Genomic DNA, 19,399 nt, shown 5'->3' on the forward strand with positions numbered 1-19,399 from the left:
ACCCCCTGCGCCTTTGACTTACGGGGTCTCTTCCGCCCCGCTTGCGTCGTCCTGCCCTTCGTCGCCGCCGGCCTCGGCCAGACGCTCGACGCTCACGACATGCTCGTCCGCCGCCGTGCGGAAGACGGTTACGCCCTGAGTATTCCGCGCCGCAACACGAATTTGCGAGACGGGGCACCGTATCAGCTGACCAGCGTCCGTCACCAGCAGGATTTGGTCGCTCTCGTCGACCGGGAACGAGCCCACCAGCTTGCCACCGCGCTTGGACAGATCCTGGGCCGCCAGGCCCTGGCCGCCGCGACCGGTGCGACGGAAGTCGTAGGCGCTGGTGCGCTTGCCGTAGCCCTCAGACGAGATGGTGAGGATGATCTCCTCGGCCGCGCCAAGCTCGGCGATGCGCTCGACCGTGAGACTGGCCTCGCCGGCCTCTTCATCGGTCTCCTCCGGCGCGGGGGCCTCGTCGCCCTCCTCGCCGTTGGCGGCGCGCAGCAGGGCGCGCTGATGCTTGAGATAGGCGGCGCGCTCGGCCGGGGTGGCGTCGACGCTGCGCAGGACGGCCATCGAGATGACGGTGTCGCCGGAAGCCAGCTTCACGCCGCGAACGCCGGTAGAGTCGCGGCTGGCGAACACCCGCACCTCGTCGACCGAGAAGCGGATGCAGCGGCCGGCCGCCGTGGTCAGCAGAACGTCCTGGTCGGCGTTGCAGACGGCCACGCCGACGATGCCGTCGCCCTCATCCAGCTTCATCGCGATCTTGCCGTTGCGGCGGACGTCGACGAAGTCCGACAGCTTGTTGCGACGCACGCTGCCCGAGCGGGTGGCGAACATCACGTCCAGGCCGTCCCAGGTGGCTTCGTCCTCGGGCAGGGTCAGGATCGAGGTGATGGTCTCGCCCGGCTCGATCGGCAGCAGGTTGACGAACGCCTTGCCGCGCGAGTTGGCGGCGCCCAGCGGCAGCCTCCAGACCTTCAGCTTGTAGACCTTGCCGCCCGAGGTGAAGAACAGCAGCGGCGCGTGGGTCGAGGCCGAGAACACGCGGGTGACGGCGTCCTCGTCCTTGGTGGCCATGCCCGACTTGCCCTTCCCGCCCCGGTGCTGGGTCCGGTAGTTGGCCAGGGGGGTGCGCTTGACGTAACCGCCCATGGTGACGGTGATGACCATGTCCTCGCGGACGATCAGGTCTTCGTCTTCCATGTCGGCGTCGCCGTCGACGATCTGGCAGCGGCGCGGAATGGCGAACTTGTCCTTCACCTCGACCAGCTCTTCGCGGACCACGGCCATGATGTTGGCGCGGTCGGACAGCAGTTCGAGATAGCCGCGGATGGCCTCGGCCAGCAGGGCCGCCTCGTTGCCGATCTCGTCACGGCCAAGGCCGGTCAGGCGCGACAGGGTCAGGGCCAGGATGGCGCGGGCCTGTTCGTCGGTCAGGCGGATGAGACCGCCCTCTTCCTGCACCGAGCGCGGGTCGGCGATCAGCTCGACCAGCGGCAGCATGTCGCCCATCGGCCAAGCCTTGGCCACCAGGCGCTCACGCGCCTCGGCCGGGTCCTTGGACGAGCGGATGATGTGGATGAACTCGTCGATATTGGCGACGGCGATGGCCAGGCCGACCAAGACGTGGCCGCGATCGCGGGCCTTGCCCAACTCGAACTTGGTGCGGCGGACGACGACTTCCTCGCGGAACTCGACGAACACTTCCAGGAGCTTGCGCAGGCCCATCTGCTCGGGACGGCCGCGGTTCAGGGCCAGCATGTTGACGCCGAACGAGCTTTGAAGCGCCGTGAAGCGATAGAGCTGGTTGAGGATCACCTCGCCCGAGGCGTCGCGCTTGAGCTCGACCACGATGCGCATGCCGTCGCGGTTGGACTCGTCGCGGATGTCGGCGACGCCCTCGATCTTCTTGTCGCGGACCAGCTCGGCGATGTGCTCGACCAGGTTGGCCTTGTTCACCTGATACGGGATCTCGGTGATGATGATGGCTTCGCGGCCGGTGCGGATCTCGTCGACGCTGGCCACGCCGCGCATGACGACCGAACCGCGCCCGGTCAGCAGCGCGTTGCGCGGCGGCGAGCGGCCGATGATCTCGCCGCCGGTCGGGAAGTCCGGGCCGGGCACGAGGTCGAGCAACTGGTCGGTGGTGACCTCGGGCTCGTCGATCAGCAGCAGGCAGGCGTCGATGACTTCGCCCAGGTTGTGCGGCGGAATGTTGGTGGCCATGCCGACGGCGATGCCGCCCGCGCCGTTGACCAGCAGGTTGGGGATCCGCGCCGGCAGGACGGTGGGTTCCTGCTCCTTGCCGTCGTAGTTGTCGGCGAAGTCGACCGTGTCCTTGTCGAGATCGGCCAGCAGCGACATGGCCGGCGGCGCCATGCGGCACTCGGTGTATCGCATGGCCGCGGGCATATCGCCGTCGACCGAGCCGAAGTTGCCCTGGCCGTCGATAAGCACCAGGCCCATCGAGAACGACTGCGTCATGCGCACCAGGGTGAAGTAGATCGAGGCGTCGCCGTGCGGGTGATACTTACCCATGACGTCACCGACGACGCGGGCCGACTTGACGTACGGGCGCTCGGGCGTCTGGCCCTGCTCGTGCATCGAGAACAGCACCCGACGGTGCACCGGCTTGAGGCCGTCGCGCGCGTCCGGAAGGGCGCGGCTGACGATGACGCTCATCGCGTAATCGAGATACGAGCGGCGCAGCTCGTCCTCGATGTTGATCGGGGCGATGTCTCCGCGCGGCCCTTCGGGAGGCAGAGTGTTTTGATCGTCGTTCAAGGGGATTTTTCGCCGTCAGAATCGAACACGGAACAGTCGGAAACAGTTAGCATTCTGACACGGACGGCGCCACCTTCGCCGCCCCAACGTTCCTAAGCGAACCGGAGCAGTTTCATGCGTCTGACCGCCCTTTTCCTCGCCGCCGGCCTCGTGGCCGCCACCACGGCCTCCGCCGCCGATGCGCCCGCCACCGCGACCGCCGAGATCAAGGGCGCCGACGGCAAGACCATCGGAACCGGGACGATCACCGAGGCCCCGCACGGCGTGCTGCTGAAGATCGAGGCCAAGGGCCTGACGCCCGGCTGGCACGGCCTGCACTTCCACGAGAAGGGCGACTGCGGCGCGCCCGACTTCAAGTCGGCCGGCGCCCACGTGCACACGACCGCCACGGTGGTCCACGGCCTGTTGAACCCGAACGGCAACGACAACGGCGACCTGCCCAACCTCTACGCCGCCGCCGACGGTTCGGCGGTGACCGAGGTGTTCTCGCCCCTGGTGTCGCTGAAGGGGGCGGGCGGCCGCCCGGCCCTGCTGGACGCCGACGGCTCGGCCATCGTCATCCACGCCAGCCCCGACGACCACACAAGCCAGCCGATCGGCGGCGCCGGCGCGCGCAGCGCCTGCGGCGTGGTGAAGTAGGCTCGCCCCTCCTCCCCTTGCGGCGGAAACAAGAACGGCCTCCGGATCGCTCCGGAGGCCGTTTTCGTGTGTGGGCTCGAACCCGATCCCTAGCGCGGCAGCACCAGGCCCGGGTCGATCGGCTTGGCCTTGTCCTTCGGGGTCGGGGCGTAGCGGACCTCGAAGTGCAGCTGGGGCTCGTTGACGCCGCCCGTCTGGCCGACGGTGCCGAGCTGTTCGCCCTGGCCGACCTGCTGGCGCATCTTGACGTCGGTCGCGGCCAGGTGGGCGTAGGCCGTGACCCAGCCGTCGGCGTGCTTGACCAGCACGAGGTTGCCGAAGCCCGGCACCTGGTTGCCGGCATAGACCACCTCGCCCGAGGCGGCGGCCTTGACCGGAGCGCCGGCCGAAGCGCGGATGTTGAGGCCGTCGTTGCGCTGGCCCGTGCCCTTGGGGCCGAAGTCCGAGATGGTCTCGCCACGCACCGGCCAGACGAAGCGGCCGCGGCCGGCGGCCGTGATCTCGGCCTCGGTCGGCGGGGCGCTGCTCTCGATGATCGGGCGCGACGGCGCGGGCGGCGGGGTGATCGGCTGGGCCGAGACCGGCGCGCTGGGACGCGGATAGCTGGAGGCCGAGCCCGACGGCGTGTAGGGGCGCGGGCTGGACGGCAGGCCGGTGGTCGACGGCGCGGGAGCCGGCGAAGCGCCGATCGGTGCCTGGGCTGTCGTGGTCGGCGCCGGGGTCGAGGGACGCGGCGCGGGCGTCGTCACCGTCGTGCGGACCGGGCCGCGGTCCTTGTAGCCATCGGGCAGAACGACCTTCTGGCCCTTCTTGACCGACGCGCCGGTGCGCAGGTTGTTTTCCTTGGCCAGGGCCGAGACGCTGACATTGAAGCGCTTGGCGATGCCGGCCAGGGTGTCGCCACTTTCGGCCACATAGGCCTTGTCGGTCGTGGCCGGCCCTTTGAGCTTCTGGCCAGGACGGATCACGTACGGGGCCTTCAGGTCGTTGTCCTCGACCAGATCCTTGCGGGTGGTGCCCAGGTCGCGGGCGATGGAGTCGATGGCGTCGCCCGACTTCACCGTGTGGATCTTCGGCTTGCCGGCGACCTCGATCACCTTGCCGGTGATGCTGACGGTGGTGGTGGTCGTGGCGGCGGGGGCCGGTTCGTCGTCGACGACCGGGCGCGACGGCGGCGGCGTGGCGGCAGGGCGCGAACCGATCGACGGGGCCGAAGCGGTCGGCGCGGGACGCGACGGCGCGGCGCCGGCCAGGGTGGTCGAGCCGCCCGGAACCGGCTGCATCACCGTGGTCCTGGACGGACCCTTGTCCTTGTAGCCTTCCGGCAGGCGGATCTTCTGGCCGGCGCGGATCGAGGCGCCGGTGGAAAGGTCGTTCTCCTCGGCCAGGGCGGCCGGGGTGACGCTGAAGCGACGGGAGATGGCGCTGAGGGTGTCGCCGCTCTCGACCACATAGGCCTTGGCCTTGGTCGAGGGACCTTTCAGCTTCTGGCCCGGCTTCAGGCGATAGGGCTCTTCCAGGTCGTTCAGCTTGGCGAGCTCGACGCGCGAGATGCCCATCTTGCGGCCGATGGCGTCAAGGCCGTCGCCGGACTGGACGGTGTAGGTCTGCGGGCCGCCGCTGACGTCGACGACCTTGCCGCCGGTGGTCGTCACCACGACCGGACGCATGGCCGGCTGCTGCTGCACTGGCGCAGGGATCGGGCGGCTGTCGGCCGGCGGCGGGGGCGGCGGCGGAATATCGGAGGGCACCGGCGACAGCGGCTGGCTGGAAACGGCGCCGGCGGCGACCGGCGCGGTCACCGGCGGGGCGTCGTCCTCAGGCGGTTGGGCGGCCGGCGGCGGGGTCTGGACGGCGGGGGGAGCCTGGACGAGCGGCGGGCTGACGCCGGCGTCGGCGCGGGTGGGATACTGGGCGCCGGTCGTCTCGCAGGCCGCGAGCGTTCCAGCCGTCAGCGCGATCACCGCCGCTTGCGTCCACAACTGCCTCATGACCTCTCCTTTCCTCGCGGAGCCTTCAAGTCGCCGCCGCAAGGGTAAATCAAACCTTAACCAAATACGCGCGACGTCGCCGAACCTGTGGACGCCGGGCCCGCGCTACTCGCGGGCGACGCCTTCCAGGATCGGGACGAAACGCACGTCGCACAGGGCTTCGACCGTGAAGCCCCCCTTCCCGTCGCCGGCATAGCGGCGAAGGCTCTGGACAGGCCCGCGACCAACGGGCGCGACGAGCACGCCGTTGGGCTTGAGCTGAGCCAGGAGCCCCTTAGGCTCTTCCTGCGCCGCAGCCGTGACCATAATACGGTCAAAAGGCGCCTGCTCGCGCCAGCCTTCCCAGCCGTCGCCGAACTTGGTGATGACGTTGGTCAGGCCCAGGGTCGCGAAGCGCGCCTCGGCCTCCTTCATCAGCGTGCGATAGCGCTCGACCGTATAGACGAGACGCGACACGCGGCTGAGGATCGCCGTCTGGTAACCCGACCCGGTGCCGATCTCGAGCACGCGGCAGCGCGGCTCGACCGTCAGGGCCTGGGTCATCAGGCCGACGATGAACGGCTGGCTGATGGTCTGGCCGCAGGCGATCGGCAGGGCCGAGTCCTCCCACGACCGCTCCTTGAAGAGGTCGGGCGTGAACAGGTCGCGCGGGGTCTTCTCGATCGCCGACAGCACGTTGGGATCGGTGACGCCTTGAGCCCTCAGGGCGTCGAGCAGCCGCTTCAGCAGCGCTTCAGGCGTTTCCGGGCGCTTGGCGCTCGCCATCACAGGCCGGGCTCCGGCTTTGGGGCGAGCTTAGGCGGCGCTCCGCCCAGCACGCCCTTGAGGGCGGCGACGGTGGCGTTGTGCGTCAGGTCGATATGCAGGGGCGTCACCGAGATGCGCCCTTCGTACACGGCCTTCAGATCGGTGCCCTCCGGCGGATTGGACGGCTTGGCGGTGAAGCCTGTCCAGTAGTAGTCGCGACCACGAAGGTCCGTCCGCTTTTCAATGCGCCGCAAGTGCGAGTCGCGGAAGCCTTGGCGGGTCACTTCCACGGCATCGACGCGCTCGGGCGGGATCGGCGGGAAGTTGACGTTCATCACCACATCCGACGGCCAGCCCACTTCCAGCAGGCGGTGGATGATGCCCGGCGCGAAGTGCTCGGCCGTTTCCCAGTGGGCGACGACCTCGTCGGCGAAATAGGTCATGGCCTGCGACAGGGCGATGGCCGGAACGCCCAGGACCATGCCCTCGATGGCGCCGGCGACCGTGCCCGACAGGGTGACGTCCTCGGCCAGGTTCTGGCCGCGGTTCACCCCCGAAAGCACCAGGTCGGGCCTGGCGCCCTCGACCAGTTCCTGGAAGGCCAGAGCCACGCAGTCGGTGGGCGTGCCCTCGACGGCGAAGCGGCGCTCGCTGATCTTCCGCACCCGCAGCGGGTCGGCCAGGGTCAGGGCGCGGCTGGCGCCCGACTGCTCGTACTCCGGCGCGACGACCCAGACGTCGTCCGACAGGGTCGCGGCGATGCGCTCCAGGCTGGCGAGGCCCGGCGCGTGGATGCCGTCGTCGTTGGTGAGGAGGATCCTCACGCAGCGCCCCCGATGTGGGTCAGGCCGCCCATGTAGGGCTGCAGCACGGCAGGGATGGCGATCCGGCCAGCTTCGTCCTGGTAGTTCTCCAGCACGGCCACCAGGGTGCGGCCGACGGCCAGGCCCGAGCCGTTGAGGGTGTGCACGTAGTGCGTGCCCTTCTCGCCGGCCTTCTTGTAGCGGGCGTCCATGCGGCGGGCCTGGAAGTCGCCGCAGTTGGAGCACGAGCTGATCTCGCGATAGGTCGCCTGGCTGGGCAGCCAGACTTCCAGATCGTAGGTCTTGCGCGCGCCGAAGCCCATGTCGCCCTTGCACAGCAGCATGGTGCGGAACGGCAGCTCCAGCTTCTTCAGCACGGTCTCGGCGCATTCGACCATGCGCTCGTGTTCGGCTTCCGACTGGTCGGGCGTGGTGATCGAAACGAGCTCGACCTTCTGGAACTGGTGCTGGCGGATCATGCCGCGGGTGTCGCGGCCCGAAGCGCCGGCCTCCGAGCGGAAGCAGTAGGTCAGGGCCGCCAGGCGCAGCGGCAGCTCTTCCTCGCCGGTGATCTGCTCGCGCACAAGATTGGTCAGCGACACCTCGGCGGTGGGGATCAGCCAGTGGTCGCCTGTGGTGCGGAACAGGTCTTCCGCGAACTTCGGCAGCTGGCCCGTGCCGAACAGGGCGTCGTCCTTGACCAGCACGGGCGGGCTGACCTCGGTGTAGCCATGCTCCACCGTCTGCAGGTCGAGCATGAACTGGCCGAGCGCCCGTTCCAGCCGGGCGATCTCCTTCTTGAGCACCACGAAGCGCGCGCCGCTCATGCGGGCGGCGGCCTCGAAGTCCATCCCGCCCAGGGCCGCGCCCAGGTCGACGTGGTCCTTGGGCTGGTTCAGGCGACCGGCCGGCAGCTTGGACGCATCGCCCCAGCGGCGCTGCTCGACATTGCCCGCCTCGTCCTCGCCTTCCGGCACTTCGGCGGCCGGGATGTTGGGCAAGGACGCCAGCAGGTCCTTCAGCTTGGCGCCGACCAGGTGCTCTTCTTCCGAGGCCTCGGCCATGCGGCCCTTTAGCGCCTCGACCTCGGCCATCAGGCGGGCGGCTTCGGCCTCGTCCTTCTTGGCCTTGGCCATGCCGATCAGCTTGGAGCTTTCGTTGCGCTTGGCCTGGGCTTCTTGCAGGGCGGTCTGGGCCGCGCGCAGCTGGGCGTCGAGCTTGACGGCTTCCGACGCCGCGCCCGACCGCCCCTTGGCCGACCAGGCGGCTTCATAGGCTTGCGTGTTTTCGCGGATGGCCTTGATGTCGTGCATCGGAATGAGCTCGGCAGGAAGTCGTTAAGAAACGCCCTTCTCTAAGGCGCGTCGGCAAGGGCGCCAACCTTTTCGCGCGAGGTTCAGCCGACCGAATCGACGCTCCAATCCTCCTGAGCATGCCGAACGCGCGGCACACGCACGTCGTGACCGTCCAGCATGTAGACGATGAGGTGCGCCTTGTTAGGAATGGACGCGAACCGGAGGCGTAATGCCGGAGCGTTCGGGAGCGGCCCGAGGAAAGGCTTCAAGGAAGCCGAAGACCTCTTCAAGACCCGCGTGATAGCGCTCGGCCTGCTGTCGGCCAAAAGCGCGTACGCCTTCGATATAGATATCGACGAGATCGTCCCTGGCTCGGCGACTGAGCCTATAGGCCAAGCGCGCTGGCCCGAGCCCGAGCGACCTCGAGGATCTCGGACATGCCATGCTCGCTGTCGCCGGACGCCAAGGCCTCGTCGACCAACCCCTGCATGGCCTGGATCTTGGCGTGGCGTATGCGATCACGCTCGATCAGGTCCCGCACATAATCGGCGGGCGTGTCGTAGCGATCGGTTCGGGCCCGTTCCTCGACCCAATCCTTGTCAGCTTTCGACAAAGAGACGTTCATCGTCGCCATGACGTAAGCCTGGGACCGACGTCTGGATTGTCAAACGACAGCCTAGACCGCCACCACGTCCTTGCTTTCCTCGGCCTCGCGCTTCTTGCGGCCGCGCTCGATGATCCAGACACACCAGATGCCGATCTCGTAGAGCAGGCACATGGGGATCGCCAGGGTCAGCTGGCTGATGGGATCGGGCGGGGTCAGGATGGCGGCGGCGATGAACACGCCGACGATGGCGTAGCGACGGCCGGCGCGCAGCATCTTGGAATCGATGATCCCGGCCATGCCCAGCAGCGACACGACCACCGGCAGCTGGAAGCACAGGCCGAAGGCCAGCAGCAGCGAGGTCACCAGGGTCAGATAGTCGGAGACCTTGGGCAGCAGCTCCACCGAGATGCCGGCGCCGAAGATCTGCTGGTTCATCGAGAACCAGACGATGAACGGCAGCATGACGTAGTAGACGAGCGCCGCGCCCATCAGGAACAGCACCGGCGAGGCGACCAGGAACGGCAGGAACGCTCCGCGCTCGTTCTTGTAGAGACCCGGCGCGACGAAACGGTAGAGCTGCCAGGCCAGCACCGGGAACGTGATCACCACCGCGCCGAAAGCCGACAGCTTCAGCTTGGTGAAGAATTGCTCCAGCAGCGCGGTGAAGACGAACTTCTGGTGGGCGACGTCGGCCGGCGCGTCCTTAAGGCCCATCAGCACCATGATCAGGTCGAACGGGTTGTGGTGCGCGCCAGCCTTGCTGGCGGCCACCATGCCGGCGGCGACCTCGAACGGGTGGATCAGGAACAGGAACAGCTGGGTCGAGAAGGCGAAACAGACGCCGAAGCCGACGAACAGCGCCACGACGCAGACGATCAGACGCGAGCGCAGCTCGGTCAGGTGCTCGAGCAGCGGGGCGCGCGAGGCCTCGATCTCGTCCTCGGGATCATGTCCGATCGAATTGGTCACGAGACGATGTCCGAGCTGGAGGCGGCGGTCTTGGTGGTGCGCTTGCGGGCCGGCTTGGCGGCGGGCGCGGCGACTTCGGGCTTGTCGGCCTTGGACTTGGGGGCGACGCCGGCATCCTTGGAAGCAGCCTTGGCGCGCGGCTTCTTGGCGACGATCTCGACGGTCGGCTCGGCCACGGCCTTGGGCGCGCGCTTGCGGGCCGGCTTGGCCGGCGGTTCAAGCGTGGCGGCTGCGTCGGCGGCCGGCTCGGGATTGTGGGCGGCGTAGGGATGGGCCTGCACCGAACCGCTGTTGAGGCTGGCGTCGATGTCGGCGAACACCAGGTCGACATTGGCGTCCTTGGCCTCGTCGACGGCGACCTGCACGGGATTGGCGTACTGGCCGGCGCGCATGGCCTCGACCTCGCGACGCAGATCGTCGAGCTCGGACTGGCGAGCCATCTCGTCGAAGCTGGCGCGGAACTCGTTGGCCATGCCGCGGACCTTGCCCACGATCTGGCCGAGTTTTCGCAGCATGACGGGCAGATCCTTGGGCCCGACCACGATCAACGCGACCGCGGCGATAATCAGAAGCTCTACGCCGCCGACTTCCTGAAACATATATGCGCCTTGAGAGCGGACGCTGCCTCCCCCTCGCGACGAGGCGGAAACTGCGGCGGTTCAGAAAAACGAGACCGCGCCCCCGTTTGCGAAGGCGCGGCGAACCGACCTTACGACTTGCGCAGGTCTTCCTTCTCGGCCTCGGTGCGCGGCAGGGCGCCGGTCGACTTGTTGTCGGCCACTTCCTGGCTGCTGTCGTCCTTCAGGCCGTCCTTGAACGCCTTGATGCCCTTGGCGGCGTCACCCATGATCCCGGACAGCTTGCCGCGACCGCCGAAAAGCAGGGCGACGACCGCGATCACGATCACCCAGTGAATCCAGCTCATGCTACCCATAACGGCGGTGCTCCTTGCGACAGCGGCGCTTTAGCCGCTGCGGCGTGTCGTTACAATGTCTCAGATAATATAGGCGTCCGCGTGGCGTAGAGCCAAGCGGAACGGAATGCGGCGATTGCGCCCCGGCCCAGCCAGGCTAGGCCTTGTCGCCCCCTTCCAGCTCGCCCAGGAAATCCTGAGCGAATTCCGGGGTCTCGCCCTCGTCCAGCGGATCCTCGCCCTCGTCGTCGCGCAAGCCCAGCGGATCGGGCACTGTGAAGCCCGGCGGCAGGTTGAGGTCGAGCAGGCCCGCGGCCTTCATTTCGGCCACGCCCGGCAGGTCGCCCAGATTCGCCAGGCCGTAGTGTTCGAGGAAGGCGTCGGTGGTGCCGAAGGTCACCGGCCGGCCCGGCGTACGGCGGCGGCCGCGCATGCGGATCAGGCCCAGCTCCAGCAGCACGTCCAGCGTGCCGCGGCTGGCCTGCACCCCGCGCACGGCTTCGATCTCGGCCCGAGTGACGGGCTGGTGATAGGCGACGATGGCGAGGGTTTCCTGGGCGGCCTTGGACAGGCGGCGCGGCTCCTCGCGCTCCTCGGTCATCAGGAAGGCGAGGTCGGCGGCGGTCTGGAAGCGCCAGCGGCCGGCGACCTCGACCAGCTCGATACCGCGCCCCGCCCAGGTCAGGCGCAGGTCGGCGATCCCTTGGCGAATGTCCGCGCCGTCGGGCAGGCGCTTGGCCAGATCCTGGACGCTGAGCGGCTCGGCCGCCGCGAACAGCAGGGCCTCGATGCAGCGTTCGGTGAAGATGGGATCGAGGGTCATCGTGCGAGTCGGTCGCCGAGGAACCTCCCCCCATGGGGGAGGCGATCGCGCAGCGATCGGTGGGGGGAGTGATTGCGAAACAGGCCAAACGCGGCGGAAGCTGAAAACGCCCCCCCACCGGCCTGCGGCCGCCTCCCCCATGGGGGGAGGTTCCTGGAAGCAGCGACCATCACAGCAGCCCCTCCCCGCCATCGGTCCGGGTGCGCAGGTAGATTTCCTCGAACGCGCCCATCTGGCGGACGGTCAGGGCGCCTTCCTTGGCCAGTTCCAGGCTCGCCGACAGGGTCGAGGCCAGATAGCTGGCCGGCGTTGGGCCATCGGGGTCTTCCTCCCAGCGCTCGACCGGGGCGACGCCGGACAGGGCCGTCCACTCCTCCATCCTCGGCAGGAAGGTGCGCAGGCGGTCGCGGGCGTCTTCCAGCGGATAGGCCTGGGGCGGGCGCGGGGCGTAGTGGCGGCCGTGCTCGCGCTTTCGCTGGCTGATGTAGGCGCTCATCAGGGCGTAGAGATCGCCCTCGAAGCGGGTCGAGGAAACGATCTTCACCGCGTCAGGATCGCCGCGGGTGAAGACGTCGCGCTTGAGCTGCGGACGCTCCTTCAGGGCCTCGACCGAACGGCGCATGGCGTCGAGCTTGGCCAGCCGGAAGGCCAGCTGGGCGGCCATCTCCTCGGCCGGCGGCTCCTCGGCCTTGGGGCGCTCGGGCTTGGGCAGCAGCAGGCGCGACTTCAGGTAGGCCAGCCAGGCGGCCATGACGAGGTAGTCTGCGGCCAGCGAGAAGCGCACCCGGCGGGCCTGCTGGACGAAGGCCAGGTACTGCTCGGCCAGGCGGGTGATCGACAGCTGAAGCAGGTCGACCTTCTGGTTGCGGGCCAGGGCCAGGAGGACATGCAGCGGCCCTTCGTAGCCATCGATGTCGATGACCAGGGCCGCGCCGTCTTCGGCCGCCTCACGGGCGGCCGCGAAGTCGAATGTGGGCTGAAAGCCCGTGCTCACCCGGCGTACCGGCCGTCGAAGGCGGCGTCGAAGCGGGCCCGGGCCTCGGATACGTCGAGCGGCTCGGGAACCTTGACCAGGCGGCCCATGACGGCCTGGGCCCGGCGACGGGCCTCCTTGGACATCTTGCCGACGCCGGCCATCACGGCCTTCATCTCGTCCATGTCGCCGTTGCAGTGCAGGACCACGTCGCAGCCGGCCGACAGGCTGTCCTTGGCGCGCTGCTTGAAGTCGCCCGACAGCGCCTTCATCGACAGGTCGTCGCTCATCAGCAGGCCGTCGAAACCCAGCGAGCCCCGAATGACCTGCTTGATGGCCTTCTTCGAGGTCGTGGCCGGGCGGCGACGATCGATGGCCGTGTAGACGACGTGGGCGGTCATCGCCATCGGCATGTCCGACAGCACCCGGAACGGGGCGAAGTCGCGGGCTTCCAGCTCGGCCAGCTTGGCCTTCACCACCGGCAGCTCCAGGTGGCTGTCGGCCATCGCCCGGCCGTGACCGGGGATGTGCTTGATGATCGGCAGCACGCCGCCAGCCAGCAGGCCCTCGGCGGCGGCGCGGCCCAGCGTGGCCACTTGCTCGGGGGTGTCGCCATAGGCGCGGTCGCCGATGATCTCGTGGCCCTTGGGGTCGGGCACGTCCAGCACCGGCACGCAGTCGACATTGATGCCCAGCGAGGTCAGGTCGTGGGCGATCAGGCGCGCGCCCAGGCGGGTGATCTCGCGAGCGACCAGCGGGTCGTTGGCGACCAGGTCGCCGTAGGCGCGGCCGGGCGGATACTTGCCCCAGTGAGGGGCGCCAAGGCGGGCGACGCGGCCGCCCTCCTGGTCGATCAGGATCGGCGCGTCAGGCCGCCCGATGGTCTCGCGCAGAGCCGAGGTCAGCTTGCGAACCTGGTCGGGCGTGTCGATGTTGCGCTTGAAGAGGATGAAGCCCCACGGCTTCACGTCGCGGAAGAAGGCGGCTTCTTCCGCCGACAGGATGGTCCCGGCGCAGCCGAGGATGGCGGCGGTCGACGTGCTCATGGGGCCCTCGCCTACTTCACGAAGCAGGATTTGCCGGCGGCGCTCAGGGCGTCGCAGAACGCCTTGGCGTCGGCGCGGCTGGAGAAGCCCGTGACCGAGGTGCGGTAGAGGGTGGTGCCGTTCTTGTCGATCGCCTCGACCTTCTTGCCCTTGCCGGCGGCCAGGCCCGGCGAGATGCGGGCGGCGTCGTTCCAGGCCTTGTCGGCCAGGGCGGTCGAGGACAGGGCGCCGATCTGGACGCTGGCCGGACCCGAGACGGTGGCGGCGGGCTTCGGCGCGACGGCGGCCGGCTTCGGCGGGGCCACGGCGGCGGTGGCGAGGCTCTCGATGCTGGGCGCCGGGGCGGGTTTGGCGGCCGGCTTGGCGACCGGCGGAGCGGCGACAGGAGCGGAAGGAGCCGTGACGGCGGGCTTGGCCGGCGGCAGGCTGGCGCTCTGCACCGGAGCGGCCGGCGGCGGCGCGGTCGGACGGGCCATCGGCTCTTCCGGCGGCGCGGCGTAGGTCGGCGAGGCCGTCGGGTTCTCGTGGCTGTAGATCTGCAGGCCGGCGGCTTCGTCGGGCTTGTTCTGGTCAGGCGCCGGAGCGGCCTTGATCTCGGCCACTGGCTCGCCGACGGTGCGCGGGGCGTCGTTGGGACCACGCACGCCGTTGCGATAGATCAGGAACACCGCCACCAGCAGCGTTCCTAGCACCACCGCGCTGATGATCAGGGTCAGCGGCAAGGGCCGCGACCCGCGCACCGGCTGGCGCGCATCGAACGAAAGCGGCGCATCGGTGGGCGGCGCATAGGCGCCGCGGTGCGGGTCGGACATCGAAAAAGGCTCCAGAATTCCGGCGCGCGTTCACCATGTGCGAATCACGCGCGCAAGTCCCTACTCTACTGGACCCGATGGCCGTTCAGAACTGTCGCACCCTCGACGGTCGTGCGTCGCCCGGCGCTCGCCCCGTCAGCTCCAGACATCGAGATGGAACAGCTTGCGGTGTTCCTCGATGGCGAAGCGGTCGGTCATGCCGGCGATGTAGTCGCACACCACGCGAGCCCTTCCGGCTTGGTCGCGGTTCTGCGACTTGGCGAACCATTCCGATGGCAGCACCTCGGGTTCGGCCAAGAACAGCGTGAACATCTCGGCCAGAATGCGGCGCGCCTGGCTGCGGGTGCGGTTCACGCGCCAGTGGCGATACATCCTGGCGTGCAGGAACTCGCGCAGGCGGGCCAGGTCCTCCAGCATGTCGGACGAGAACGACACCAGGGCGTGCGGCAGGGCCCGCACCTCGTCGGCCGAGGCGACGCCCGTGATCGCGGCGCGCTGCAGGGTCTCGCCCATCACGTCGTCGACCATGGCGCCGATCATGCGGCGAACGGCTTCCAGGCGGGTGATGCGGGCGTCGAGATCGGGCCGCTCGCTGCGCACGGCCGCCAGGATCGGGCCGATCAGCGGCACGTCCATCAGTTCGTCCAGCGTGAACAGCCCCGCCTCGACCCCGTCGTCGATGTCGTGGTTGTTGTAGGCGATGTCGTCCGACAGGGCCGCCACCTGCGCTTCGGCCGACGCCCAGGTGTCGAGCTTGAGTCCGTACTCGCCGTCGTACTTGGAGATCGCCTTCCACGAGGGCTGCCCCAGTTTATGGATCACTGGGCCGTTGTGCTTGATGACGCCTTCCAGCGTCTCCCAGGTCAGGTTAAGGCCGACGAAGTCGGGATAGCGGTGCTCCAGCTCGGTCACGACCCGGAAGGTCTGGACGTTGTGGTCGAAGCCGCCGAATTCCTTGGTCTGCAGCTCCAGCTCGTCCTCGCCGGCGTGGCCGAACGGCGGGTGGCCCAGGTCGTGCGCCAGGGCGATGGTCTCGGCGAGATCCGCATCCAGCCCCAGAGCCGTGGCCAGCGAGCGGGCGATCTGCGCCACTTCCAGCGAGTGGGTCAGGCGGGTGCGGAACTGGTCGCCCTCGTGGGCCACGAAGACCTGGGTCTTTTCCTTCAGCCGGCGGAAGGCCGAGGTGTGGATGATGCGGTCGCGATCGCGGGCGAACGGCGTGCGGGTGCGGCTCTCGTCTTCCTGATAGCGCCGGTCGCGTGACTTGGCCGGATCTTCGGCGTAGGGGGCGCGGGGGACGGCGAACGGAGACGTCGACATGAGCGGCCTTTGCTGATCGCCCCTTTTCCCGGAGCGCGGTCGCCCTCATATATGCGATAGATCAAGTTTCCACAGCCATGACCGACATCACCGTTACGCTTTCTTCCAACGCCGCCCGCCGGCTGCACGCCCTTTCCGAAGCCGAGGGGCGCGAGGTGATGCTTCGCGTGGCGGTCGACGGCGGCGGCTGCTCGGGCTTCCAGTACCGGTTCGACCTGGTCGAGGCCGCCGAAGACGATGACCTGAAGATCGAGCGCGACGGCGCCGCGGCCCTGGTCGACGTCGTGTCGCTGGCCCTGCTCAAGGGTTCCGAGATCGACTTCGTCGACGAACTGGCCGGCGCAGAGTTCCGGGTCAGGAACCCCAACGCCAAGTCCAGCTGCGGCTGCGGCGTCAGCTTCTCGATCTGACGTCCCTTCCCGCCCCTCTCAAGTTTATGGCGTGACACGCGCCAAACTAGGCTCTACGGTTCCCGCCATGATCCTCGCCGCCAGCCAACAGCTGTTTTGGTACTTTAGCTATCCGACGCCTCTGGCGCCGGGAGGGGATCGTTTGGCCTGAGATCAGGCCGCCAAAAACGCCTTTCACCAGCCGCCAGGGGTTCCCCGGGCGGCTTTTTTGATGGCCGCCGGACCCCTCGAATTTTCCGGAGCACGCCATGCCATCCTCGACCGCCGCCACTCTCGTCTCGCTGCCCGTCCCGACCGACGACCTGCGCATCCAGAAACTCCAGACCCTCAGCCCGCCCGCCCAGGTGATCGGCGAAGCGCCGGCCACCTCGACGACGGCCGAGATCGTCGAAGGATCGCGCCAAGCGGTGCACGAGATCCTGCACGGCCGCGACGACCGGCTGGTGGTGGTGATCGGTCCCTGCTCGATCCACGATCCCAAGGCCGCCATCGACTACGCCACCCGCCTGGCCGCCGAACGCGAGCGCCATGCCGGCGAGCTGGAAGTGATCATGCGCGTCTACTTCGAAAAGCCGCGCACGACGGTCGGCTGGAAGGGCCTGATCAACGACCCGGGCCTGGACGGCGGCTTCCACATCAACGAGGGCCTGCGCCTGGCGCGCCGCGTGCTGCTCGATGTTTCCGCCCAGGGCCTGCCGGCGGCCTGCGAGTTCCTGGACGTCACCACCCCGCAATACATCGCCGACCTGGTGGCCTGGGGCGCGATCGGCGCCCGCACCACCGAAAGCCAGATACACCGCGAAATGGCGTCAGGCCTGTCGTGCCCGGTCGGCTTCAAGAACGGCACCAACGGCGACGTGAAGGTCGCGGTCGACGCGGTGACCGCCGCCGCCCAGCCGCACCATTTCCTGGCCGTGACCAAGGAAGGCCGCGCCGCCATCGCCACCACCACCGGCAACGCCGACAGCCATGTGGTGCTGCGCGGCGGCAAGACGCCCAACTACGACGCCGCCAGCGTCGCGGCGGCGGCGGAAGCGCTGAGCAAGGCCGGCCTGCCGCCGCGCCTGATGGTCGACGCCAGCCACGCCAACAGCGGCAAGAACCACGAGAACCAGCCGGCCGTGGTCGCCGACATCGCCGCCCAGGTGGCAAGCGGCGCCTCGCCGATCATGGGCGTGATGATCGAGAGCAACCTGGTCGCAGGCCGCCAGGACATCGTTCCCGGCCAGCCCCTGACCTACGGCCAGTCGGTCACCGACGCCTGCGTCGACTGGGATACGTCGGTGCGCATGCTCGAAGACCTGGCGCAAGCCGTCCGTGCGGGTCGTCAAGCCCGCAAGGCCTAGACCGGCTAGACGGAGGGATGCCCCAAGGGCGTCCCTCCCTATCCCCCGAAATCTCGCCCGCATGGCTTGAGCGCGAGGCCGCCGCCCCCTAGCCTCCGCCCGCCTATCGGAGCCCGCCATGCGCATCGCCACCTGGAACGTCAATTCGGTCAACGCCCGCTTGGACAATGTCCTGGCCTGGTTCGAGGCCGAGGCGCCCGACGTCGCGGTGCTGCAGGAGATAAAGTGCGTCGACGAGAAGTTCCCGGCCGAGGCCTTCGAGCGCCTGGGCTACAACGTCGTCGTCCATGGCCAGAAGACCTATAACGGCGTGGCCCTGCTCTCGAAGCATCCGGTCGAGGACGTCCGCAAGGGCCTGCCCCTTCTGGAAGGCGACGCCGAGGACGAGCAGGCGCGCTATGTCGAAGCGGTGATCTCGGGGCCCAAGCCGGTGCGGGTGATCGGTATCTACCTGCCCAACGGCAATCCGATCGGCACCGAGAAGTTCGCCTACAAGCTGTCGTGGATGCGCCGTCTGCACGAGCACGCCAAGGGCCTGCTGGCCTTTGAGGAGCCCTTGGTCATCGCGGGCGACTACAACGTCATTCCCGAGGTCGAGGACGTGGCCAACCCCGAGGCCTGGCTGGGCGACGCCCTGTTCCAGCCCGAGAGCCGGGCGGCCTTCCGGGCCCTGAAGAACCTCGGCTTCACCGACGCCTACTGCCAAGCTGACGGCGCGCCTGGCGGCTACACCTTCTGGGACTACCAGGCCGGCGCCTGGCCCCGGAACCTGGGCATCCGCATCGACCACCTGCTGCTCTCGCCCCAGGCCGCCGACAAGCTGGCCGAAGTGAAGATCCACCGCGACGAGCGCGACAAGGAAAAGCCGTCGGACCACGTGCCGGTGGTGGCGACCCTGGCGCTGTAAGCACGCAGGCGGCCGGTAACCGGCGCCTCTGTCGCGAATCCGCGAACGCCGCTAGCCTCCGCGCCATGAGCGAGTTCTGGCGCCTCCTGTTGCTCGTCGCCATCGCCGGGTCGGCCGTCACCTTCATGGGCAGCGCGGCCATCTGGTTCATGGACGAAGAGCGTCGCATCCGCCGCGCCCTGCGCCACGTGCTGAAGGGCGAGCCGGAGACCGTCATCATCGCGCGCGGTCGCGGCAAGGGCGTGGGCTTCTCGTTCGACACCAACACCGCCGCCGTGGCCTGGGACAGCGGGACATGGTGCCTGCTCTATCGCATCGACGAACTGATGGGCGCCGAGCTGTCGGTCGACAATCAGGTGGTGGGCCGCGTCTTCCGCGGCGAGCAGCGCCGGGCGATCGACCAGATCGTGCAGCAGGCCGCCCGCGTCTGCCTGCGGCTGATCTTCGACGACCCGCGCCATCCCGACTTCGAGCTGGACCTGTGGCTGGAAGGCGACGAGCAGCAGCGCCAGAGCCGCTCGCCGGCCCTGGCGATCCAGGAGGCCAACCGCTGGCTGGCGAGGGCCGAGGCGATCGTGCGCCGCCCGCTGGCTCCGCGCGGCCCCTCGCCGACCGCCGCCAAGGCCGCCGAGCCCGAGATCGCCCGCCGCGCCGAACCTGCGGCCCCCGCCGACAAGCCCAAGCCCTATCGCTCGGCCCGCGAGGCCGTGACCGCCGGAGCCGGCGGCGCCGCCGCGGCCGTGGCCACCGCGCCCCTGTTCGAGGAGATCGACGACGGCCCCGAGGCCGCCGATCCGCCGTGGTCCGACCCCGACGCCCCCATCCACGCCTGGGCCGACGACGGCGACACCGCCGACGAGCCGGCCTACCTGCCGCCCGACCGTCCCTACAAGCCGGTGTCCAAGGCCGCCCGCGACGCCAAGGGCGACCAGGACGAGCTGCCGTTCGACCTGGACGACGAGGACGAATACTGAGGCTCTCGCCCGGGTTGCATGGCGTCGCCGCCTGAGGCACGCTCCAGTC

General features: G+C 68.9%; 21 protein-coding genes. 6 read left to right on the forward strand and 15 right to left on the reverse strand.

Annotation, left to right across the window (positions count from 1 at the left end):
• Positions 1-18: 18 nt before the first annotated feature.
• Complete coding sequence (gyrA, locus tag DDF62_RS07965) at positions 19-2,775, reverse strand: DNA gyrase subunit A (RefSeq protein WP_116488632.1); 2,757 nt, start codon at positions 2,773-2,775, stop codon at positions 19-21.
• A gap of 114 nt (positions 2,776-2,889) precedes the next feature.
• On the opposite strand from gyrA, the gene sodC reads away from it, so the two are divergent.
• A complete protein-coding gene (gene sodC, locus DDF62_RS07970) occupies positions 2,890-3,414 on the forward strand; it encodes a superoxide dismutase[Cu-Zn] (RefSeq protein WP_116488633.1) in 525 nt (174 codons plus the stop codon).
• A gap of 89 nt (positions 3,415-3,503) precedes the next feature.
• On the opposite strand, the gene dipM is transcribed toward sodC, so the two are convergent.
• The 14 genes from dipM to DDF62_RS08040 form a co-directional block, all read right to left on the reverse strand.
• The gene (gene dipM / locus DDF62_RS07975) at positions 3,504-5,405 is read right to left on the reverse strand and encodes a cell division endopeptidase DipM (protein WP_116488634.1); all 1,902 of its coding nucleotides are present in this window, start codon (positions 5,403-5,405) and stop codon (positions 3,504-3,506) included.
• A gap of 105 nt (positions 5,406-5,510) precedes the next feature.
• Positions 5,511-6,170 (reverse strand): protein-L-isoaspartate(D-aspartate) O-methyltransferase, encoded by a 660-nt coding sequence (locus DDF62_RS07980; protein ID WP_101716468.1) that lies wholly within the window; start codon positions 6,168-6,170, stop codon positions 5,511-5,513.
• The gene (gene surE, locus DDF62_RS07985) at positions 6,170-6,976 is read right to left on the reverse strand and encodes a 5'/3'-nucleotidase SurE (RefSeq protein WP_116488635.1); all 807 of its coding nucleotides are present in this window, start codon (positions 6,974-6,976) and stop codon (positions 6,170-6,172) included. The genes DDF62_RS07980 and surE overlap by 1 nt, the downstream gene beginning before the upstream one ends.
• Positions 6,973-8,268, reverse strand: a complete 1,296-nt coding sequence (serS, locus tag DDF62_RS07990) for a serine--tRNA ligase (RefSeq protein ID WP_116488636.1) — start codon at positions 8,266-8,268, stop codon at positions 6,973-6,975. The genes surE and serS overlap by 4 nt, the downstream gene beginning before the upstream one ends.
• A gap of 183 nt (positions 8,269-8,451) precedes the next feature.
• The gene (locus DDF62_RS07995; RefSeq protein ID WP_244286748.1) at positions 8,452-8,694 is read right to left on the reverse strand and encodes a type II toxin-antitoxin system RelE/ParE family toxin; all 243 of its coding nucleotides are present in this window, start codon (positions 8,692-8,694) and stop codon (positions 8,452-8,454) included.
• Positions 8,636-8,884: a ribbon-helix-helix domain-containing protein gene (locus DDF62_RS08000; RefSeq protein WP_116488637.1), complete on the reverse strand. Its 249-nt coding sequence runs from the start codon at positions 8,882-8,884 to the stop codon at positions 8,636-8,638. The genes DDF62_RS07995 and DDF62_RS08000 overlap by 59 nt, the downstream gene beginning before the upstream one ends.
• Before the next feature lie 42 nt (positions 8,885-8,926).
• Positions 8,927-9,826: a twin-arginine translocase subunit TatC gene (tatC, locus tag DDF62_RS08005; protein ID WP_116488638.1), complete on the reverse strand. Its 900-nt coding sequence runs from the start codon at positions 9,824-9,826 to the stop codon at positions 8,927-8,929.
• Complete coding sequence (gene tatB / locus DDF62_RS08010; RefSeq protein ID WP_116488639.1) at positions 9,823-10,425, reverse strand: Sec-independent protein translocase protein TatB; 603 nt, start codon at positions 10,423-10,425, stop codon at positions 9,823-9,825. The genes tatC and tatB overlap by 4 nt, the downstream gene beginning before the upstream one ends.
• Before the next feature lie 110 nt (positions 10,426-10,535).
• The gene (locus DDF62_RS08015) at positions 10,536-10,760 is read right to left on the reverse strand and encodes a twin-arginine translocase TatA/TatE family subunit (protein ID WP_058349436.1); all 225 of its coding nucleotides are present in this window, start codon (positions 10,758-10,760) and stop codon (positions 10,536-10,538) included.
• A 136-nt stretch (positions 10,761-10,896) separates the two neighbouring features.
• The gene (gene scpB / locus DDF62_RS08020) at positions 10,897-11,562 is read right to left on the reverse strand and encodes an SMC-Scp complex subunit ScpB (RefSeq protein WP_116488640.1); all 666 of its coding nucleotides are present in this window, start codon (positions 11,560-11,562) and stop codon (positions 10,897-10,899) included.
• A gap of 169 nt (positions 11,563-11,731) precedes the next feature.
• The gene (locus DDF62_RS08025) at positions 11,732-12,556 is read right to left on the reverse strand and encodes a segregation and condensation protein A (RefSeq protein WP_116488641.1); all 825 of its coding nucleotides are present in this window, start codon (positions 12,554-12,556) and stop codon (positions 11,732-11,734) included.
• Positions 12,553-13,581 carry a beta-N-acetylhexosaminidase gene (nagZ, locus tag DDF62_RS08030; protein WP_116488642.1) on the reverse strand — a complete coding sequence of 343 codons (1,029 nt, stop codon included), beginning with the start codon at positions 13,579-13,581 and terminating at the stop codon, positions 12,553-12,555. Before nagZ ends, DDF62_RS08025 begins: the two co-directional genes overlap by 4 nt.
• Positions 13,582-13,592: 11 nt before the next feature.
• The gene (ftsN, locus tag DDF62_RS08035; RefSeq protein ID WP_116488643.1) at positions 13,593-14,393 is read right to left on the reverse strand and encodes a cell division protein FtsN; all 801 of its coding nucleotides are present in this window, start codon (positions 14,391-14,393) and stop codon (positions 13,593-13,595) included.
• Positions 14,394-14,528: 135 nt separating this feature from the next.
• The gene (locus DDF62_RS08040; protein ID WP_116488644.1) at positions 14,529-15,713 is read right to left on the reverse strand and encodes a deoxyguanosinetriphosphate triphosphohydrolase; all 1,185 of its coding nucleotides are present in this window, start codon (positions 15,711-15,713) and stop codon (positions 14,529-14,531) included.
• Between the two features lie 77 nt (positions 15,714-15,790).
• On the opposite strand from DDF62_RS08040, the gene erpA reads away from it, so the two are divergent.
• The 5 genes from erpA (at position 15,791) to DDF62_RS08065 (ending at position 19,350) form a co-directional block, all read left to right on the forward strand.
• A complete protein-coding gene (gene erpA, locus DDF62_RS08045; protein ID WP_116488645.1) occupies positions 15,791-16,123 on the forward strand; it encodes an iron-sulfur cluster insertion protein ErpA in 333 nt (110 codons plus the stop codon).
• 67 nt (positions 16,124-16,190) lie between these two features.
• A complete protein-coding gene (locus tag DDF62_RS08050) occupies positions 16,191-16,274 on the forward strand; it encodes a hypothetical protein (protein ID WP_101711352.1) in 84 nt (27 codons plus the stop codon).
• Between the two features lie 97 nt (positions 16,275-16,371).
• On the forward strand, positions 16,372-17,469 hold the full coding sequence (locus DDF62_RS08055) for a 3-deoxy-7-phosphoheptulonate synthase (RefSeq protein WP_116488646.1): 1,098 nt from the start codon (positions 16,372-16,374) through the stop codon (positions 17,467-17,469).
• 118 nt (positions 17,470-17,587) lie between these two features.
• Positions 17,588-18,376 carry an exodeoxyribonuclease III gene (gene xth / locus DDF62_RS08060; RefSeq protein WP_116488647.1) on the forward strand — a complete coding sequence of 263 codons (789 nt, stop codon included), beginning with the start codon at positions 17,588-17,590 and terminating at the stop codon, positions 18,374-18,376.
• A 65-nt stretch (positions 18,377-18,441) separates the two neighbouring features.
• Complete coding sequence (locus tag DDF62_RS08065) at positions 18,442-19,350, forward strand: hypothetical protein (RefSeq protein WP_116488648.1); 909 nt, start codon at positions 18,442-18,444, stop codon at positions 19,348-19,350.
• The last annotated feature ends 49 nt before the right edge of the window (positions 19,351-19,399 follow it).

Origin of the sequence: Caulobacter radicis (assembly GCF_003094615.1) — a bacterium.
GTDB classification, from domain to species: domain Bacteria; phylum Pseudomonadota; class Alphaproteobacteria; order Caulobacterales; family Caulobacteraceae; genus Caulobacter; species Caulobacter radicis.

Excerpts from the sequence above, each read along its gene's own strand:
- scpB (WP_116488640.1), bottom strand. The coding sequence starts at position 11,562 with ATGACCCTCGATCCCATCTTCACCGAACGCTGCATCGAGGCCCTGCTG.
- DDF62_RS08050 (WP_101711352.1), top strand. The coding sequence starts at position 16,191 with ATGATCCTCGCCGCCAGCCAACAGCTGTTTTGGTACTTTAGCTATCCG.
- ftsN (WP_116488643.1), bottom strand. The coding sequence starts at position 14,393 with ATGTCCGACCCGCACCGCGGCGCCTATGCGCCGCCCACCGATGCGCCG.
- sodC (WP_116488633.1), top strand. The coding sequence starts at position 2,890 with ATGCGTCTGACCGCCCTTTTCCTCGCCGCCGGCCTCGTGGCCGCCACC.
- DDF62_RS07980 (WP_101716468.1), bottom strand. The coding sequence starts at position 6,170 with ATGGCGAGCGCCAAGCGCCCGGAAACGCCTGAAGCGCTGCTGAAGCGG.
- DDF62_RS08000 (WP_116488637.1), bottom strand. The coding sequence starts at position 8,884 with ATGGCGACGATGAACGTCTCTTTGTCGAAAGCTGACAAGGATTGGGTC.
- nagZ (WP_116488642.1), bottom strand. The coding sequence starts at position 13,581 with ATGAGCACGTCGACCGCCGCCATCCTCGGCTGCGCCGGGACCATCCTG.
- DDF62_RS07995 (WP_244286748.1), bottom strand. The coding sequence starts at position 8,694 with ATGGCATGTCCGAGATCCTCGAGGTCGCTCGGGCTCGGGCCAGCGCGC.
- dipM (WP_116488634.1), bottom strand. The coding sequence starts at position 5,405 with ATGAGGCAGTTGTGGACGCAAGCGGCGGTGATCGCGCTGACGGCTGGA.
- DDF62_RS08055 (WP_116488646.1), top strand. The coding sequence starts at position 16,372 with ATGCCATCCTCGACCGCCGCCACTCTCGTCTCGCTGCCCGTCCCGACC.
- DDF62_RS08065 (WP_116488648.1), top strand. The coding sequence starts at position 18,442 with ATGAGCGAGTTCTGGCGCCTCCTGTTGCTCGTCGCCATCGCCGGGTCG.
- erpA (WP_116488645.1), top strand. The coding sequence starts at position 15,791 with ATGACCGACATCACCGTTACGCTTTCTTCCAACGCCGCCCGCCGGCTG.
- DDF62_RS08040 (WP_116488644.1), bottom strand. The coding sequence starts at position 15,713 with ATGTCGACGTCTCCGTTCGCCGTCCCCCGCGCCCCCTACGCCGAAGAT.
- tatB (WP_116488639.1), bottom strand. The coding sequence starts at position 10,425 with ATGTTTCAGGAAGTCGGCGGCGTAGAGCTTCTGATTATCGCCGCGGTC.
- serS (WP_116488636.1), bottom strand. The coding sequence starts at position 8,268 with ATGCACGACATCAAGGCCATCCGCGAAAACACGCAAGCCTATGAAGCC.
- DDF62_RS08015 (WP_058349436.1), bottom strand. The coding sequence starts at position 10,760 with ATGGGTAGCATGAGCTGGATTCACTGGGTGATCGTGATCGCGGTCGTC.
- xth (WP_116488647.1), top strand. The coding sequence starts at position 17,588 with ATGCGCATCGCCACCTGGAACGTCAATTCGGTCAACGCCCGCTTGGAC.